Below are 18012 nucleotides of genomic sequence, written 5' to 3'. Positions count from 1 at the left end.
CTACTTCTTGCCTTTCTTTTTATCATAGTTCAATGTTTCCTTTCGGATTTTCATGGGGAGATCTTTCTTTGCCTCTTCTACTTGGGTCGCTTTGGCTATTTTATCGTTATCCACATTTTCTTCCTCGGGGAAAATGTCGTCTTTGGATTTTATCCTTTCATCACCTCGCCAGACTAGACCCCGAAGTTTTCGTGCGTTTTCAGGCAAATCTTTTTCAGGATAAATATCGCCATCCACTTGCTGGAAAAAGGTGATCGTTTCTATTGTCTTTTTATCAAAGATAATATTGATTTTACTACTTACATTTTTATTGATACCAATGAGTTCTTTGGCATCATTGCGCATGTAATAAATGACTTCGGTATTTTTAATTATATCTACATCGTGTAATTTTCCTTCCTCAAATTTTCCAAATAGATTTTGCCCTTTTACCTGATTATAGCCCGTTCCCAATGTATCTTTCGAGACCAGAAAAGTATTATTGAGAACTTTGAGCGAATCAAGCTCTTTGGTGTTGTTATTTCCAATAAGATGCATAATATCCCCTGTAATCTGATTTTCACCATTCCAAAGTATGGGATTTCCGATCAGTTTTGTCAAAGCTGTTTTTGAACTCGAATGTATCGAATCACATTTTCCGCTCATGTCCTTTTTGTAAAAGCGAACATTGTTGAAAGCCCTAATAATTCGGTTTCCTTCTTTACCGGTAACCATTAATTTTTTTCCATGAATGTAAACCGAGTCATTTTCGACAAAGTTTACCGCCACAGCTCTTTTGGTTACAAACATAGAATCCTGTTTTTTATATATTTCGGCGTAATTTCCTTTAACAATCCCGCGATTGATGGAATCTGTTATTTTTACATTCCGTGTTGCTGATGCAAATTCCCTGTTTCTGTCATAATACAGACTATCTCCTTTTATTACCCGATCATCATATCTGATATAGGATTTATTAAGAAAATGGGCCAGATTTTTTTTGGTATCATAAAATCCTTTTTCAGTATAAATATAATTGGCTTTACTGGTAATTGTGGAAGGTCCTAAAAGATAGGAATGCCCCGAATTACTAAAATAATCCAAATGATTTGTTTTTATCACATACGTTGGATTGGTGATGGTAACTGCCGTGAGAAATTGAAATTTCTTTTCAGCGACATAATATTTTCCGGATTTACTCTTTAACGTATTGTCCTTATTTACAATTGTGCCTGGTGAATTATAAAATACTTCCTGTGTGTTTCTGTCAAAGTTTATGGTGTCTGTCGCCAATGTAGCATCCGGTGAACTCATCACTGCATTTCCAGTTGCAAATGCTTTCTTTACATTTCCGTTATATTCAGCATATTTACTGTCTAAAAATAAAGTGTCTCCTTGAACTAATTGTACATTTCCAAAAGCCTTAATGTAATTTTCCTTTTGAAAATAATAGGCTTTATTACAGGTTAAAACTACTCCATCATGATTCACGCGAACGTTTCCGGTAAGCAAAACCGCATCGGGTATTTCAACTTGGTTTACATCAAAATAATCAGAATGTTCCACAACAATTTTTTTTGGTGCCTGTGCCAAAACCAAATTAGTACAGAGTAATAGTAAACAGCAACGAATGAAAAATAGAGATTTCTTCAAGGGATTTATTTTTTGTCAAATTTATGAAAAAGGAGACAATCCTAATCCATATTAGGATTTATTTATAATTAGATGATAGGAGACCGAAAACCGTCTTGCTTACTTTTAAAGTTATCAACAAATAATAGTACTCTTTCGTTGTAGTGTCTGTTTTGAAAAAGGGAGTCATTTTAATTTCAAACGATAGCAACTTCTTTATTCTAAAATATATTAAATTTAAAAATTGATATTCTATTTGATTTAGAATATCGGAAAATGAACAGAAATCAGCATAAATAATTTTGTATGATAAAAAAAATAACTATTGTTGCAGGAATAAGTTTGGGGCTTTTGGCAACGGCTTGTAAAATGAAAGATTTAAAAATGAACGCAATACCGAAAGAGACAGTCTTGAATAAGAAGGAAGTTGTATATCAGGTTTTTACACGTCTTTTCGGAAATAAAAACACCAATAACAAACCTTGGGGAACCCTTGAGGAAAATGGGGTAGGGAAGTTTAATGATTTTACGGATAAGGCATTACGGGAGATAAAGGATTTGGGGGTTACCTATATTTGGTACACTGGAGTTCCGCATCATGCCTTGATACGTGATTACACTGCCATTGGAATTTCTAATGATGACCCAGATATAGTCAAAGGAAGAGCAGGGTCACCGTATGCAGTAAAAGATTATTACAATGTAAATCCTGATTTGGCTGTCAATCCAGTGCATCGTTTACAAGAATTTGAGGCGTTAATTGCCAGAACACATAAAGTGGGTTTAAAGGTGATTATAGATATTGTTCCCAATCATATTGCGCGCAAATACGAAGGAAAGACTAATCCTAAGGGGGTTAAAGATTTTGGTGCAAATGATGATGTAAGTGTGGAATATAAAAGAAATAATAACTTTTACTATATTCCGAATACCCCTTTTGAAGTGCCTGATACTGATCAACCGTTAAATGGTGAAAAGAATCCGCTTGCAGATGGTAAGTTTGTAGAATATCCTGCAAAATGGACTGGAAACGGTTCACGTCTGGCAAAACCAGATCGCAATGATTGGTATGAGACGGTAAAAGTAAATTACGGAATTCGTCCTGATGGTTCAAAGGATTTTCCAGAACTTCCCAGTGGTTTTGATGCAAAATCATATCAAGAACATTTCGATTTTTGGAAAGGAAAAAAGGTTCCGGATTCTTGGATAAAATTCAGGGATATTGCCTTATATTGGACTGAAAAAGGGGTCGATGGCTTCCGGTACGATATGGCTGAAATGGTGCCTTATGAATTTTGGAGCTATATGAATTCAGCGATAAAGACAAAAAATCGAGATGCTTTTTTATTAGCCGAAGTCTATAATCCGAATGAATATAGAAATTACATTCGTTTGGGTAAAATGGATTATTTGTATGACAAGGTAGAAACGTACGATAAGTTGAAAGATGTCATTCGTGGAAAATCCTTACCGGATGGATTGTCGGACATACAAAAAGGCATGGCAGATATTGAGCATCATATGCTGCATTTTCTTGACAATCACGATGAACAACGTTTGGCAAGTCCTGAATTTGCGGGATCGCCAGAAAAGGGGAAACCCTTAATGGTAGTTTCAACCTCAATAAGCACTGCGCCTACGATGATTTATTTTGGACAGGAAGTAGGAGAGGCCGGAAACGAAAATGCAGGTTTTGGTACCCATTCCAGAACTTCAATTTTTGATTATATTGGAGTTCCAAATCATCAACGCTGGATGAACGGAGGAAAATTTGACGGAGGTCAATTAACGCAAAGTGAAAAAGACTTGCGTGATTTTTACAAGAGATTGCTGAATTTTTCTCTTACAAGTTCCGCGCTAATGGGTAAATACCAAGAAATCCAGACGGTTAACCGCCATGAAACTCCTGGTTTCGATTCAGGAATTTATGCTTTCGTCCGCTGGTCAGACACACAGAAATTGATAGTGGTCACTAATTTTTCTTGGCTAACCACCAGTAATTTTGAACTAAAAATTCCTTCAGAGATTATTCAAAAATGGAATTTAAAAGACGGAAATTATACTTTAACGGATCAGTTGTATCATAAAAATGGTATTCAATTACGGGTTTTGAATGGGGAAGGAAGAACTCCTATATCAATCGCGCCATCAGAATCGTTTATTTACGAATTGGCGAAAATCAAATAGCCATTCTTAATTTACAGTAGCTATTAGTTTTATATAATGTTGATTTTAAGCTGAGGATTGAAACAAAAAATGCAGTTCAATTTGAACTGCATTTTTTTATAATTTAAATCTGGAGTATTATTTTTTTATCGCATTATCGTAATTTTCAGCCACTTTTTTCCAATTGATTACATTAAAAAAAGCATCGATATAATTTTTTCTTCTGTATTGGTAATCCAAATAATAGGCGTGTTCCCAAACATCTAAAGCTACAATCGGTGTTCCGGGTATAAGCGCATTTTTCATCAAAGGGTTATCTTGGTTTTGAGTGCTTGTCACTTGGAGTTTACCCGCTTTATCAACTACAAGCCATACCCAGCCAGAGCCAAATTGTTTTGTAGCTTCATCTTTGAATAAGGTCGCAAAGTTTTCAAATGAACCAAAATCTGCTGTAATTGCTTCAGCTAAAATAGCTGTGGGCTTTCCGCCAGCTTTAGGAGACATAATTTGCCAGTATAAAGTATGATTGTAATAACCACCGGCATTATTTCTGGTATTGGCATCATTCAAATCTAAGTTTGCTAAAACTTCTTCAATAGTTAAGTTTTCTAATGCGGTTCCGGCTACCGCTTTATTCAGGTTATTGGTATAGGTCAAATAATGCTTAGAATAATGCATTTCCAGCGTAACTTCCGAAATATTAGGTGCTAAAGCATCATAGGAATAGGGTAGTTTTTCCAGTTGAAAAGCGCCTTCATTAGCCTTTACATCATCAGGAATTCCTATCGATATTTTTTCTTGAGCTGTTGGTAACGGAACCTCTACAACTTCAATGAGTTTTTTGTTATTGCAGGAAAGGAAAAGGGTTACCAATACTATACAAGGGATACAAAAATTAAACTTTTTCATGAGTACTATTATTTTTTCAAAATCGAATTGATGATTTCGATATACTGTTCTTTTGCTTCATCAGCCGTAAGATGACTTATTTGCATCCAGGCATTTATTTTGAAAGCATCTCTTAAATGGTAATTTGAGGTTTGTTTTAGATCCAAAGTTCCCAAAGTAGCCTGTTTATAAAAAGCATAAAGTCTTAGCTGGACATCCTGTGGTAAAGATGCCTGGGTCATTTCAGAAGCAATTTCAACTGCTTCTTGAAATCGGGTATCTAATTTTTTTTTAATCATTATCCTTTTGTGGCAATAATTGTTTTTCCTCCGATTGCTTTTTGATTAAGCACTACATTGATTGGTGTACCTAAAGGCAAAAACACATCTACTCTTGATCCAAATTTTATGAAACCGGCGTCAGTTCCCTGAATAACCTGCATTCCTTCTTCAGCATAGTTTACAATTCTTCGGGCTAAAGCACCAGCAATTTGTCGGTATAGAATAGCACCGAATGTTCTATTTTCAATGACTACTGTTGTTCTTTCGTTTTCTTCACTTGCTTTTGGATGCCAGGCCACTAAGAATTTTCCAGGATGGTATTTGCTGAATTTTACAATTCCGCTTAGTCCATAACGCGTTACATGCACATTTATAGGCGACATGAAAATAGAAATCTGCAGACGTTTGTCTTTAAAATATTCTCCTTCATATACTTCTTCAATGACAACGACTTTTCCGTCAACGGGAGCAAGAATGTGATTTTCATTAAGGATTACGGTTCTTTTTGGGTTTCTGAAAAATTGCAGTATAATGATTAATAGCAAGAACGCACTTATTTGAATTAACATTTTAATCCAATTGGTGTCAATGAATTTATCAGACAATAAAAGGACTACGGCAGTAAAAATAATGCCTAATAAAATTGATGGGGTTCCTTCTTTATGAAACATAGTTTAAGATTTGGTAAAATAAAAATATAATTGGTGCTACAAATATAACACTATCTAATCGATCTAGAATGCCTCCATGGCCTGGCATTATACTTCCGCTATCTTTTACACCGGCGATACGTTTGAATTTGGATTCAATTAAATCTCCGATAGTGCCTACAATCCCAACGATAACAGCAATTGTAGTCCAAATTAAGATAGATCTCTCACTAAATTGAGGATTGGCTCGGATGTAGTATTTTGATATTAAATAACCGGCTAAAACTGCAAAAATTATTCCGCCGAAGAATCCTTCTATCGTTTTTTTAGGTGATATTTTTTCGAATAATTTAGTTCTGCCTATAGATTTTCCTACGATATAAGCAAAGGTATCGTTGGTCCATATTAAGATGAATAATCCAATTATAATTTTAGGATTATAGTCATTTATTCCAAATGAAATTTTAGTAATAAATACAAATGGTAATATAATATACCCTAATAGATACAGGTATTTTGACGAAGTACTTATTTTTTGAATATTGTCATAAAACAAGAAAAGGATACATTTTATGGATACGACCAATGCTATGACCAATAAAACGATGTCTAATTGTTGAATGTTTACTGAGATTTCTAAATCAGTGTTGAATGCCCTATTGATGGCATCTGTTGTGATTTTATTGTAATGGCTTACTAAAGTTATTGTAGTATATAAAAGGGTTCCAAAAAGAATTGGAAATGCTTTATGTATTTGAATTAAATTACAAAATTCATAAACTGTAATTATAAGAAAGATTCCAAATAGAATAAAAAAGCTTTCCGTTGAATATAAAATAGAAGCGAGTAGTAATATAATATAAATGGCTCCTGATATACCTCGTTTTAGAGTTTCATTCATTTTTAAAGATCTTCTAAAAGCAATAAATATAGATTTTTTGCTGAACTTCCATATTGTGTAAAATCCTCCTCTTTGGCTTTTTCGAAATATTTTATTGTAGTTATATTAGTTGGGTAATCTGTTTGGTATTTCTTTTTTATGGCACTAAGTCCATCGCTCTTAGCATCAAGAATCTGACTTGTATGTACTAAAATGATAATGTTTGCAGGTAATTCATTTGGTTTGTTTTGTTTAATTTGCTTTGAAGAGAATAATATGGAACCTTCTTCGGCAATTAAATTTTCACAACTTGCAAGCAGGAATTTTGGATTTTTAGGTTTGTCATACTTAAGCTTATTGTCATCCAGCATACCAAAAAGAGCAGGCTCATAACATAAGGCTTCACTTTCAAACCAGTCATTTTCTTCAAGTATGTTTTCAAATTGTTCTTTTACTTCTTCTGAGTTCTCACAATATAAAAATTTACCACCATTTTTTTTAAAATTGTAGATAAATTTTTCATCTATAGAGGTAGCATTATCAGTAAATGACTTACTAAACTCACTCTCTTTATCTTCGTCAGAAGCCGGATTGCTAGAACCAAAAATTTTTCTAAAAAGACTCATATTCTTGTAAACTACTTAATTTATTATTTGAAAACGTCCAAAGATAAAAAAATCTTAATTCAAAAGAGGTTTTTGAATTAAGATTTTAAAAATAATTGAATAATAGGTACTTTTTTAAGAGACTACTTCCTCTAGATTTTTATCGAATGTTCTTTTTCCAAAAATAGCTTCCAAATCATCTTTGAATATAACTTCCTTTTCGATCAGGATATTGGCAAGTTGATTTAGTTTGTCTTTATTTTCTTCTAATATTTCAATAGCTCTTTGGTATTGGCTTTCAATAAGTAATGAAATTTCTTCATCTATAATTTTAGCCGTTTCTTCAGAATATGGTTTTGAAAAACTATATTCACTCTGTCCGGTTGAATCATAATAAGTAACATTACCTATTTTTTCATTCAAGCCATAAATAGTGACCATCGCACGAGCTTGTTTGGTTACTTTTTCTAAATCGCTTAATGCACCAGTAGAAATTCTGTTAAATGTAACTTTTTCAGCTGCTCTTCCACCCATAGTAGCGCACATTTCGTCCAGCATTTGATCAGGACGAACAATTAATCGTTCTTCTGGTAAATACCATGCTGCACCTAAACTTTGTCCTCTAGGAACAATGGTTACTTTTATTAATGGAGCGGCATGTTCAAGCATCCAGCTTACCGTTGCGTGACCAGCTTCATGGATAGCGATTGCTTTCTTTTCTTCTGGAGTCACAATTTTATTTTTCTTTTCAAGACCACCTACAATTCTATCAACAGCATCTAAGAAGTCTTGTTTGTCAACTGCTGTTTTGTTATGTCTTGCGGCAATCAAAGCCGCTTCGTTACATACATTGGCAATGTCTGCACCAGAAAAACCTGGAGTTTGTTTCGCTAAAAAGTCAGTGTCCAATCCTTCTATTTTTTTCAAAGGTGCCAAGTGTACTTTAAAAATTTCGGCACGCTCACGAATATCTGGCAAGTCAACAAAAATTTGTCTGTCAAAACGACCTGCACGCATTAAAGCCTTGTCAAGAACATCGGCTCTGTTTGTTGCAGCAAGTACAATTACATTTGAGTTGGTTCCAAAACCATCCATTTCAGTAAGTAACTGGTTTAATGTGTTCTCGCGTTCGTCATTTCCACCAGACATATTGCTTTTTCCTCTGGCTCTACCTACTGCATCAATCTCATCAATGAAAATGATAGCTGGAGATTTTTCTTTGGCTTGTTTGAATAAGTCACGTACACGTGAAGCACCTACACCAACAAACATTTCGACAAAATCAGAACCTGATAAAGAGAAGAACGGTACTTGCGCTTCGCCGGCAACGGCTTTCGCTAATAGCGTTTTTCCTGTTCCGGGAGGCCCTACGAGTAAAGCTCCTTTTGGAATTTTCCCTCCAAGATTGGTGTATTTTTCAGGGTTTTTCAAGAATTCCACAATTTCTTGAATTTCTTCTTTAGCACCCTCTAAGCCAGCAACATCCTTGAATGTAGTTTTGATGTCGGTTTTTTCGTCAAAAAGTTTTGCTTTTGATTTTCCAATATTGAAAATTTGTCCGCCGCCGCCGCCGCCGCCGCCTGACATTTTTCTCATAATGAAAATCCAAACACCAATAATGATGATAATGGGCAATAGACTTATTAGAATATCTGACCAATTATTTTTTGGTAAGAAGTTAAAATCTTTCAATTTGCCTTCGCTAACCGCTTTTTCAAGTTTAGTCTGGAATATTTGATCATTACCAATATCAAAGGAGTAATGCGGGCCTTTATTAGGTCTGTCAAAAATATCTTTTGCTACTTTTTTGTGTGTTGGATCTTTTAGAGCTGCAGCGTTTAGGTATACTTCAGCTTCTGTTTTATTGTAAACAATAACCTTTTCAATTTGACCTTTTTCTAAAAAATTATTAAATTTAGATGAAGTTAATTGTGCTGGCTCTTGTATACTTGAACCCCCGGTTATAAAACTTATAAACAAGAAAATTAATAATATTGCTGTATAAATTAACCAAGGACTTATTTTAAATTTATTCGAATTTGGATTATTATCTTTAGCCATTAGAAGTTTGTTTCTTTAGTATTTGTTTTCGATTGTAGTGATTTTTGCATCACCCCAAAGACTCTCAATATTGTAATATTCCCGTATGTGTTTTTGGAAAACATGCACTACGATATTTACATAATCCATAAGAACCCATTCTGCATTATCAGTTCCTTCAACATGCCAAGGCTTGTCTTTTAATTCTTTTGAAACTGTTTTTTGTATAGAGTTAACGATAGCATTAACTTGAGTGTTTGAATTTCCATTGCAGATGATGAAATAGTCGCAAACTGCGGTGTCTATTTCTCTTAAATCAAGAATATCGATATCATTTCCTTTTACCTCTTCTATTCCTTTAATGATATTCGCCAACAGGACATCATTGTTTATAGTCTTTTTCGCCATGAATTATTTTTATATAAGTTTGTAAAGTTACCATTTTTTGTGATTATTTTTGAACCTTAACATAATATTAAATTCTGTTTCACAAAAAAACGTATATGAAAGTTATCAAACTCGATGCCATAGATTCTACAAATGAATTCCTAAAAGGGTTATCGAACAAACAGGAAGTGGAAAATTTCACCGTTGTTACTGCTGAAAGCCAAACAAAGGGTAAAGGACAAATGGGCGCTGTTTGGGCTTCTGAAGTTGGTAAAAACTTAATAATGAGTGTTTTGATAAAGGATTTTTTATCGAATATTTGTGAAATATACAATTTGAATATCGTAGTTTCACTTGCCGTAATTGATGTTTTGGAAACTTATAAGATTCCTGATCTAAGCATAAAATGGCCAAACGACATATTGTCATACAATAAAAAAATAGGTGGCATTTTGATAGAAAATAGTATTAAAAGTGATGGTACTATTGTTTCCATTGTGGGCTTAGGGCTAAATGTAAATCAAACTAATTTTGAAAATTTGCCAAAAGCATCTTCTTTAGCGGTTATTTGCAACACACAATTTGACAGAGAGAAGTTACTTTTTTTAATTTTGGAAAAGATAGAATCCAATATTAAATTATGGAGACAAGTGTCTAATTTTTTATGGTATGATTACATCCAAAAATTATTTAAAAAAGGAATTCCAATGCCTTTTTCGGATCAAAGTAATCAGAATTTTATGGGAATTATCCAAGGTGTTTCTGTTGTGGGGAAACTTCAGGTTCTGTTGGAAGATGATACCATTTCTGAATTTGACATCAAGGAAATTCAAATGTTGTATTAATTTTTACAGCATTGGATAGGATCTGATTTTAAGGTAAACGAAACAACCTTTCAGTTTGCACTAAAAGGTTGTTATTTGTTTTAAAAAAATAAGTTTTTACAGTTTTGCCATGTTAGTGGCCAATGTTTCGATAAATTTTCCAATAGGACCTTTTATCATCATGGCCATCATTGGATTGAATTCTCCTTCAAAATCAAGTTGTACGTCACTTGAATTGTCAGAAACAGAACCAATATTAGCTATTAAAGTAAATGGAAGTTTATCACTTGCAGCACCCAAAACAATTTTGTTTGGCGCCACTTTTTCTTTCATTTTTAATTTTATTTCCGGCATACCTTTCAATCCAAAAATGAAGGCATCGTCTCCAATAACTTCAAATTTAGCAATTGTTTCAGGCATTAATTTTTCGAAATTTTTTACATCACTCAATAAATTAAATAATTCTTGAGCTGGCTTAGGAACAGTAACTTTTGGACTTTGTAAGTTCATAGTTTAGCGGATTGTGTTTTTTAATTTTTTAAACTTCAATATTCCAAGTCGACGGACTCACATTCCACTCTCTCAAGGTTTGTTCCTCTTGTTCGGTAATATATTTTTTGGCAACAGCCAAATTCAACAAATTTTGATAATTACTAAGTGTAAATAAATCAATATTTGCGGCTGCAAAATTTTGGCTTGCTACGTCAAACCCGTAGGTAAATATGGCTGCCATACCTTTTATGTTTGCTCCTGCTGCACGTAAGGCTTCAACGGCAAGTAAGCTGCTGCTTCCGGTACTTATCAGGTCTTCTACAACAACAACATTTTGTCCTTTTTGTAAAAAACCTTCCACTTGGTTTAACCTTCCATGTTTTTTTGCTTCTGGACGAACATACACAAATGGTAACCCTAAACTTTCGGCAACTAACATTCCAATTCCTATCGCTCCAGTGGCTACTCCGGCAATAACATCAGGTTTACCAAATTGTTTTTCAATATTTTTGGCAAATTCATCCCGGACATAATTTCTTATGGCTGGAAATGAGAGTATTAATCGGTTATCACAGTAAATAGGAGATTTCCATCCTGAAGCCCATGTAAAAGGATTTCCTGGATTCAATTTAATTGCATTTATTTGCAAAAGCAATTCGGCTGTTTTTTCGGCTGTATCTTTATTAAAAATCATAGTACAAATGTATAAAGTTTTTGTTAACGACAAACCACTTTTTTTGACAAATCACATCTCCAAGGAGACTGATTTTCAACTTTTTTTATTAGAAAGTATTGACATAGAGCAACTTATAGTAAAAATATTTCAAAATAAAATTCAAAAAGCGTACTTGTATCATCCTGATGAAAAGGAGATTATGAAGACTTTGAAAGCAAAAATTCCTGTTAACAAAGCAGGCGGAGGCTTAGTTTACAATAAAAAAGGGGAGGTTTTATTCATTTTCAGAAATGGAAAATGGGATTTACCAAAGGGCGGAATTGAAAAAGGTGAAGAAATTGAAGCCACAGCCATGCGTGAAGTAGAGGAGGAGACTGGTGTAAATGGTTTAACAATTTCCCATAAACTTCAAAAAACGTATCATGTTTTCAAACGCAATGGAAAGTACAAACTAAAAATTACACATTGGTTCGAAATGCAATCTGATTTTGAAGGTACTCCGGAAGGGCAATTAGAAGAAGGAATCGAAAAAGTAGCCTGGATGAATCCGGAGCAAATTAAGGAAGCTTTAAAAAACTCTTACGAGAACATAAAGTTATTGTTTGAAGAAGAAAAGAATCTTCATCCGTAAATTAGTGCTGTTTTTGGATTTTAGAAAAGGGGGCTAAGTAACAGTTGTTACTTAGCCCCCTTTTCTAAAATGCGGTCTGGTGATCCATATATTGCGCTTAGATTCTAAAGAAAATCACTAAACGCTGATGATAATAATCCTTCCCGTGGGTATCGTTCCGATGGCAGTTTGCAGTCGTAATGGATCGCATACTTGTGTTTTTTTGGTTTTGGATCTTCTCAAAGTACCGTTATTCCCTTTTCTCAGTTGCCTTCTTGAAACTGAAGACGAACAGTGAAAACTGCTAACTATTTTAATTACCTTTGCAAAATGAATAAGAAACACCATTCCAACAATATACTTTTGAATTTAGGCATCGAAAGCCTGAACGAAATGCAGGTGGTAGCGCAAGATGCTATACTGAATGATAGCAATGTTTTATTGCTTTCGCCAACAGGTTCAGGAAAAACACTGGCTTTTTTGCTGCCTGTTTTAGAAATGTTACAGCCAGAAATTCAATCAGTTCAATGCTTAATTCTGGTTCCATCTCGCGAATTGGGTTTGCAAATTGAACAAGTTTGGAAAAAAATGGGGACCGATTATAAAGTAAATGTCTGCTACGGTGGACATTCGATTGATACGGAAATTAAGAATTTAAGCAATCCGCCGGCGGTTTTAATAGGAACGCCAGGGAGAATTGCAGACCATATCGACAGAGGAACTTTTCGTGTGGATAAAATTCAAACGTTGATTCTGGATGAATTTGATAAATCATTGCAATTGGGTTTCCATGAACAAATGTCTTTTATCATTGGAAAACTGGCAAAAGTGAACAAACGTGTTTTGGTTTCGGCGACTTCCGATATTGAGATTCCAAAATATACACAAGTGGTTAACCCAACAATTTTGGACTTTATTCCGGAAAATGAAGAAGAAACAAATCTTTCCATGAGAATGGTTGTTTCTAAGGAGAAAGATAAAATAGGAAGTTTGTTTAATTTGATTTGTTCTTTGAAATCACAATCGGCAATTGTTTTTTGTAATCATCGTGATGCTGCAGAACGTATTAGCGATACGTTAAATGAAAAAGGAATTTATGCTACGTACTATCATGGAGGAATGGATCAGGATGAGCGGGAACGCGCTTTAATCCAGTTTAGAAACGGAAGTGTAAGCTACTTAATAACAACTGATTTGGCTGCGCGCGGACTTGATATTCCAGAAATGAATCACGTAATTCATTATCATCTGCCATCAAAAGAAGACGAATTCACCCATAGAAACGGTCGTACAGCACGTATGCTGGCATCTGGAACGGCTTATATTATTGCTCATGAAAGTGAGAAAAAGATGGATTACATCAATTATGGTGTGGAAGCTTTGAAGGTGGAAAATTCGACTTCATTACCAGAACCTCCTGAATTCCAGACAATTTATATTAGTGGCGGAAAGAAAAATAAACTCAATAAAATAGATATTGTAGGTTTCTTTTCTCAAAAAGGGAAATTAGAGAAAGGGGATTTAGGATTAATCGAAGTAAAAGATTTTATCTCTTTTGCAGCCGTGAAATTCAATAAAGTAAAAGATTTACTGCATGCGATCAAAGACGAAAAAATGAAAGGCAAGAAATTTAAAATTGAAGTGGCTCGAAAAGTGATGAAGAAAGAAGAGGAGTAGCTTTCGGATAAAGAAGGTTAAATCGCTCCTAACTAAAACAAAAAAAACGTCATTATGACGTTTTTTTTGTTTGCTGCAAATTGAAATCTGCAAACTATATCTTTTTCACGTATTGTGTAATAATTACAATCTGTTGGCCATCAACTTTTCCTTCAATGTATTCAGCATTTTCATGGTCTAATCTAATGTTACGAACTGCAGTTCCTTGTTTAGCAACCATACTTGAGCCTTTTACTTTCAAATCTTTGATTAAAACCACAGAATCACCGTGTTCCAGAATTACTCCGTTACTATCACGGTGAATCACTTTGTTTTCATCATCCTCACCCTCACCAGTTGCCTGAGCCCAAGCTAAAGTATCTTCATCTAAATACATTTGGTCCAGTAATTCCTGAGGCCAACCTGCTGCACGAAGACGACTTAACATTCTCCATGCTACTACCTGTACTGCGGTATGGTCACTCCACATACTGTCATTTAAACATCTCCAATGGTTTAAATCTACAGTATCCGGATTTTCGATTTGATCAATACACGTGGGGCAAGCTAAAATACTTTCATCTATTCCTCCCTTTTTTGTAGGTAACACTTGGTATACTTTTAGGTTTTCAGTTGCACCACAAAGTTCACATTTAGATCCACTGCGTTTATTTAATTCTCTTTCTATACTCATGTCTGATGGCTTTTGTTTTTGGTGAAAATACAGCTAATTGTCTCCTTTCACAAATTTATATTCTACTGTTTGTTAGTCAACAATCTTGTTTTTTACGGATCACTATTTTACTCGAACTGCATCGGGAACCAACATTTCATATTGCCCTCCATTACGAATGACATCTCTCACAATACTGGAACTGATGTACGAAGTTCGTGCTGCAGTCAATAAAAATACCGTCTCTATTTTTGATAAACGTCTGTTGGTATGGGCAATGGCTTTTTCGAACTCGAAATCGGCGGGATTGCGCAAACCACGAAGGATAAAATCGGCTTTAATTCTATGACACAGGTCAATAGTTAAACCTTCATATGTAATTACCGTAACTTTAGGTTCGTTTTTGAATGTTTCTTCGATAAACCGTTTTCTTTCTTCCAGTGAAAACATGTATTTTTTTTCGGCATTGATACCAATGGCAATTACGATTTCATCAAATAAAGAAATACTTCTTTTGATAATGTCTTCATGACCTAAGGTGATGGGGTCAAACGAACCCGGGAATATGGCTTTTCTCATTTTTTTTATTTTTAAACTAAAGCTAATTCAATTGCATTAGTAAAGAGGTCTTCCAACGAAATTCCAGCCGCTTTGGCCTGTTGCGGAATTAAACTTTCGGTGGTTAGTCCTGGAATAGTATTCATTTCTAACATGTGTGGTTCTCCGTTTACCAATATAAATTCGCTTCTTGAAAAACCTTTCATTTTTAGGACATTGTACGCGCGTTTGGCTATTTCGTTTATTTTTTGCGTCATTTCATCCGAGATTCTGGCTGGTGTGATTTCTTGTGATTTGCCCAAATATTTGGCTTCATAATCGAAGAAATCATTGTCAGAAACGATTTCCGTTATTGGTAAAACGGTTACAGTTCCTTTGTAATTGATAACACCAACGGAAACTTCAGTACCGTCAAGGAAACTTTCTATGATGATTTCGTTGTCTTCTTTATATGCCGTTTCGATTGCGATTGGTAATTCAGCGATGGTTTTTACTTTGGAAATTCCAAAACTGGAACCGGCTTTATTGGGTTTTACAAAACAAGGAAGTCCTACTTTAGTGACAATTTCCTCTGTGTTGATGATGTCTCCTTTATTTAAGTAATAAGAAATGGCCGTTTTTATCCCGTATGGTTTTAAAACAGACAATAAATCACGTTTATTGAACGTTAATGCTGCCTGGTAATAATCACAGGATGTTTGTGGAATCTGCAACAATTCGAAATAGGCTTGCATTAATCCATCTTCACCCGGTGTTCCGTGAATGGCATTGAAAACGCAATCGAAAGTGATTTTAGTTCCGTTTACCGTTACTGAAAAATCATTTTTATCAATAGGGAATTCAGTGTCATTGGCATCAACATAGACCCATTTTTCTTTGAAAATATGGATTCGGAATCCGTCGTATTTAGTTTTGTCAAGAAATTGATATACGACGTTTCCGCTGATTAGTGAGATTTTATACTCGCTGGAATATCCGCCCATGATGATGGCAATGTTTTTCATTTTTTGTGTTTTAGGTGTTGGGTTTTTGGTTCTCAGGTTTTTGAAAAAATAAAGTTGTTTGTAAAACGATTTCTAGCCGATAGCGCCTTTGCTTTTTTCTTTAAAAAAGGAAAAATACAAGCGGATAGCGGGAAATAGCTCCTAAAAACGATTAAACAAAATTATCATTTTTTTTGAAACGAAATAGCTTTATCTTTGCCGCATATAAAAATAAATTTATGACTTTACGTAAGTATCTTACAAGCCGTGTCTTTTTTGGGCAAGTATTAATTGCTCTTGCCATTATTGCTGTTTTAGGCTATTTGTTTATGCACTGGTTGACGTTTACAACGGATCATGGTCATGAAATTGCTGTTCCGGATTTGCGCAAGCTAACTGAAGAACAAGTCGAGGATAAACTGGATGAATTGGATTTAGATTACGTGCTTTTGGACAGCGTGGATTTTAGAAGTGATTTTCCTAAGTTTAGTGTGGTGGAGCAGGATCCGCTGCCGGGAACGAAAGTAAAAGTGGGTCGAAAAGTGTATATCAAAATCAACGCTTCTGGATTTTCGTCTGTGCGAATTCCTGATTTGATTGAAAAAACATATCGTGAAGCAGTGCCAACATTGAAAGCTTTAGGCCTGGAAGAAGGAACTATTACTTATGTTCCCAATCTTGGAAAAGATATGGTGCTGGAAATGCGTTACAAAGGCAGAAACCTGAAAGTTGGAGACAGAGTCTTGAAATCATCCAAGATCGATTTGGTTTTAGGAGACGGGAAAATGAGTTATGAAGAGGAAAGTGCTGCAGTAGACAGTCTTGCAAAACCGGTAGAAGCAACACCAGAAAATGAACAATAATATAGATACAATAGATTTAGAAGAAGAGTTATTTGAGCATTTCAGGTTTGAAGTTCCTAAAGGACAAACACCTTTGCGAATTGATAAATATTTGATGGGCTTGATTCAAAATGCAACTCGAAATAAAATACAATCCGCTGCAACGGAAGGAAATATTTTTGTAAACGATGCCATCGTGAAGTCGAATTACAAAGTGAAAGCCAACGACGTTGTACGGGTAATGCTTACGCATCCTCCCTATGAAAACCATATTATACCGGAAAATATTCCGCTTGATATTGTTTATGAAGATGAGACTTTGTTATTGATAAACAAATTGCCGGGAATGGTGGTTCATCCTGGTCATGGAAATTATACGGGAACTTTGGTGCATGCCTTGGCATATCATTTTGATAATTTGCCAATGAACAGCAGCGAACGTCCGGGACTTGTTCATAGAATTGATAAAGATACTTCGGGTCTGTTGGTTATTGCCAAAACTGAAGCAGCTATGACGCATCTTGCCAAACAATTTGAGGCTAAAACTTCTGAAAGGGAGTATATTGCTTTGGTTTGGGGGAATGTTGTCGAAGAAAAGGGAACGATTGAAGGAAACTTGGCGCGCCACTTGAAAGACCGCATGCAAATGGCGGTTTTTGCTGATCCGGAAATAGGGAAACCTGCCGTCACACATTATAAAGTTTTGGAGCGTTTTGGTTACGTAACTTTGATTTCGTGCCAACTGGAAACAGGGAGAACGCACCAGATTAGAGCGCATTTAAAACACATCGGACATCCGCTGTTTAATGACGAGCGTTATGGTGGTCATTTGATTTTGAAAGGAACTACGTTTACTAAATACAAACAATTTATAGAAAACTGCTTTAAAGCATTGCCAAGACAGGCTTTACATGCGAAGACTTTGGGATTTATCCATCCTACAACCGGTGAGATGATGCGTTTTGATACGGAACTTCCACAGGATTTTCAGGATTGTATTGAAAAATGGCGAGGGTATTCAAAATCGCATAGCACAGAGGAAGAAGAAGATTAAAAGTAAAAAGCCCCAAGGGGCTTTTTACTTTTATAATTTTTGGCTGGTATTATCTTAAATATGAAATAGCTGTTCCCAGGAGCTAAATATAATGCTGATTTGTATTGTTTATTTATTTATCATGCTAAGATTAAGT

The 18012-nt window shown here is 34.9% G+C and carries 19 protein-coding genes; 6 read left to right on the top strand and 13 right to left on the bottom strand.

Annotated features, from left to right (window positions below):
• Complete coding sequence (locus tag ACNQGH_RS05785; RefSeq protein ID WP_417955040.1) at positions 1-1632, bottom strand: OstA-like protein; 1632 nt, start codon at positions 1630-1632, stop codon at positions 1-3.
• 285 nt (positions 1633-1917) lie between these two features.
• On the opposite strand from ACNQGH_RS05785, the gene ACNQGH_RS05780 reads away from it, so the two are divergent.
• Positions 1918-3798, top strand: a complete 1881-nt coding sequence (locus ACNQGH_RS05780) for an alpha-amylase family protein (protein WP_417955039.1) — start codon at positions 1918-1920, stop codon at positions 3796-3798.
• A 117-nt stretch (positions 3799-3915) separates the two neighbouring features.
• Here ACNQGH_RS05780 and ACNQGH_RS05775 read toward each other — a convergent pair whose 3' ends face one another.
• The 7 genes from ACNQGH_RS05775 to rsfS form a co-directional block, all read right to left on the bottom strand.
• Positions 3916-4686, bottom strand: a complete 771-nt coding sequence (locus ACNQGH_RS05775) for a superoxide dismutase (RefSeq protein ID WP_417955038.1) — start codon at positions 4684-4686, stop codon at positions 3916-3918.
• 8 nt (positions 4687-4694) lie between these two features.
• A complete protein-coding gene (locus ACNQGH_RS05770) occupies positions 4695-4964 on the bottom strand; it encodes an acyl-CoA-binding protein (RefSeq protein WP_417955037.1) in 270 nt (89 codons plus the stop codon).
• Complete coding sequence (locus tag ACNQGH_RS05765) at positions 4964-5617, bottom strand: phosphatidylserine decarboxylase family protein (RefSeq protein WP_417955036.1); 654 nt, start codon at positions 5615-5617, stop codon at positions 4964-4966. Before ACNQGH_RS05765 ends, ACNQGH_RS05770 begins: the two co-directional genes overlap by 1 nt.
• Positions 5607-6497: a phosphatidate cytidylyltransferase gene (locus ACNQGH_RS05760; RefSeq protein WP_417955035.1), complete on the bottom strand. Its 891-nt coding sequence runs from the start codon at positions 6495-6497 to the stop codon at positions 5607-5609. Before ACNQGH_RS05760 ends, ACNQGH_RS05765 begins: the two co-directional genes overlap by 11 nt.
• Before the next feature lie 2 nt (positions 6498-6499).
• Complete coding sequence (locus ACNQGH_RS05755; protein ID WP_417955034.1) at positions 6500-7102, bottom strand: LUD domain-containing protein; 603 nt, start codon at positions 7100-7102, stop codon at positions 6500-6502.
• Positions 7103-7216: 114 nt separating this feature from the next.
• On the bottom strand, positions 7217-9142 hold the full coding sequence (gene ftsH, locus ACNQGH_RS05750; RefSeq protein WP_417955033.1) for an ATP-dependent zinc metalloprotease FtsH: 1926 nt from the start codon (positions 9140-9142) through the stop codon (positions 7217-7219).
• Between the two features lie 15 nt (positions 9143-9157).
• A complete protein-coding gene (gene rsfS / locus ACNQGH_RS05745; RefSeq protein ID WP_039109645.1) occupies positions 9158-9529 on the bottom strand; it encodes a ribosome silencing factor in 372 nt (123 codons plus the stop codon).
• Between the two features lie 95 nt (positions 9530-9624).
• Between rsfS and ACNQGH_RS05740 the strand changes: the two genes are divergently transcribed.
• Positions 9625-10353: a biotin--[acetyl-CoA-carboxylase] ligase gene (locus tag ACNQGH_RS05740; RefSeq protein WP_417955031.1), complete on the top strand. Its 729-nt coding sequence runs from the start codon at positions 9625-9627 to the stop codon at positions 10351-10353.
• A 96-nt stretch (positions 10354-10449) separates the two neighbouring features.
• Here the strand turns inward: ACNQGH_RS05740 and ACNQGH_RS05735 are convergent, their stop codons facing one another.
• Positions 10450-10842: an SRPBCC family protein gene (locus ACNQGH_RS05735; RefSeq protein ID WP_417955030.1), complete on the bottom strand. Its 393-nt coding sequence runs from the start codon at positions 10840-10842 to the stop codon at positions 10450-10452.
• A 28-nt stretch (positions 10843-10870) separates the two neighbouring features.
• The gene (gene pyrE / locus ACNQGH_RS05730; RefSeq protein WP_417955029.1) at positions 10871-11518 is read right to left on the bottom strand and encodes an orotate phosphoribosyltransferase; all 648 of its coding nucleotides are present in this window, start codon (positions 11516-11518) and stop codon (positions 10871-10873) included.
• A 7-nt stretch (positions 11519-11525) separates the two neighbouring features.
• Between pyrE and ACNQGH_RS05725 the strand changes: the two genes are divergently transcribed.
• Both ACNQGH_RS05725 and ACNQGH_RS05720 read left to right on the top strand, forming a co-directional pair.
• On the top strand, positions 11526-12131 hold the full coding sequence (locus tag ACNQGH_RS05725) for an NUDIX hydrolase (protein ID WP_417955028.1): 606 nt from the start codon (positions 11526-11528) through the stop codon (positions 12129-12131).
• A gap of 309 nt (positions 12132-12440) precedes the next feature.
• The gene (locus ACNQGH_RS05720) at positions 12441-13787 is read left to right on the top strand and encodes a DEAD/DEAH box helicase (RefSeq protein ID WP_417955027.1); all 1347 of its coding nucleotides are present in this window, start codon (positions 12441-12443) and stop codon (positions 13785-13787) included.
• A gap of 94 nt (positions 13788-13881) precedes the next feature.
• On the opposite strand, the gene ACNQGH_RS05715 is transcribed toward ACNQGH_RS05720, so the two are convergent.
• The 3 genes from ACNQGH_RS05715 to ACNQGH_RS05705 form a co-directional block, all read right to left on the bottom strand.
• Positions 13882-14460: a PhnA domain-containing protein gene (locus ACNQGH_RS05715; protein ID WP_417955026.1), complete on the bottom strand. Its 579-nt coding sequence runs from the start codon at positions 14458-14460 to the stop codon at positions 13882-13884.
• Between the two features lie 102 nt (positions 14461-14562).
• Complete coding sequence (gene coaD, locus ACNQGH_RS05710) at positions 14563-15018, bottom strand: pantetheine-phosphate adenylyltransferase (RefSeq protein ID WP_417955025.1); 456 nt, start codon at positions 15016-15018, stop codon at positions 14563-14565.
• A gap of 11 nt (positions 15019-15029) precedes the next feature.
• The gene (locus ACNQGH_RS05705; RefSeq protein WP_417955024.1) at positions 15030-16001 is read right to left on the bottom strand and encodes a D-alanine--D-alanine ligase; all 972 of its coding nucleotides are present in this window, start codon (positions 15999-16001) and stop codon (positions 15030-15032) included.
• Between the two features lie 218 nt (positions 16002-16219).
• On the opposite strand from ACNQGH_RS05705, the gene ACNQGH_RS05700 reads away from it, so the two are divergent.
• Together ACNQGH_RS05700 and ACNQGH_RS05695 are read left to right on the top strand one after the other, a co-directional pair.
• Positions 16220-16843: a PASTA domain-containing protein gene (locus ACNQGH_RS05700; RefSeq protein ID WP_417955023.1), complete on the top strand. Its 624-nt coding sequence runs from the start codon at positions 16220-16222 to the stop codon at positions 16841-16843.
• Positions 16833-17876 (top strand): RluA family pseudouridine synthase, encoded by a 1044-nt coding sequence (locus ACNQGH_RS05695; protein ID WP_417955022.1) that lies wholly within the window; start codon positions 16833-16835, stop codon positions 17874-17876. The genes ACNQGH_RS05700 and ACNQGH_RS05695 overlap by 11 nt, the downstream gene beginning before the upstream one ends.
• Positions 17877-18012 lie beyond the last annotated feature (136 nt).

It is taken from the genome of Flavobacterium kochi (assembly GCF_048286715.1).
Taxonomy (GTDB): Bacteria; Bacteroidota; Bacteroidia; order Flavobacteriales; family Flavobacteriaceae; genus Flavobacterium.
Note: the sequence above shows the minus strand (reverse complement) of the source record. Positions and strands in the feature narration are given on the sequence as shown.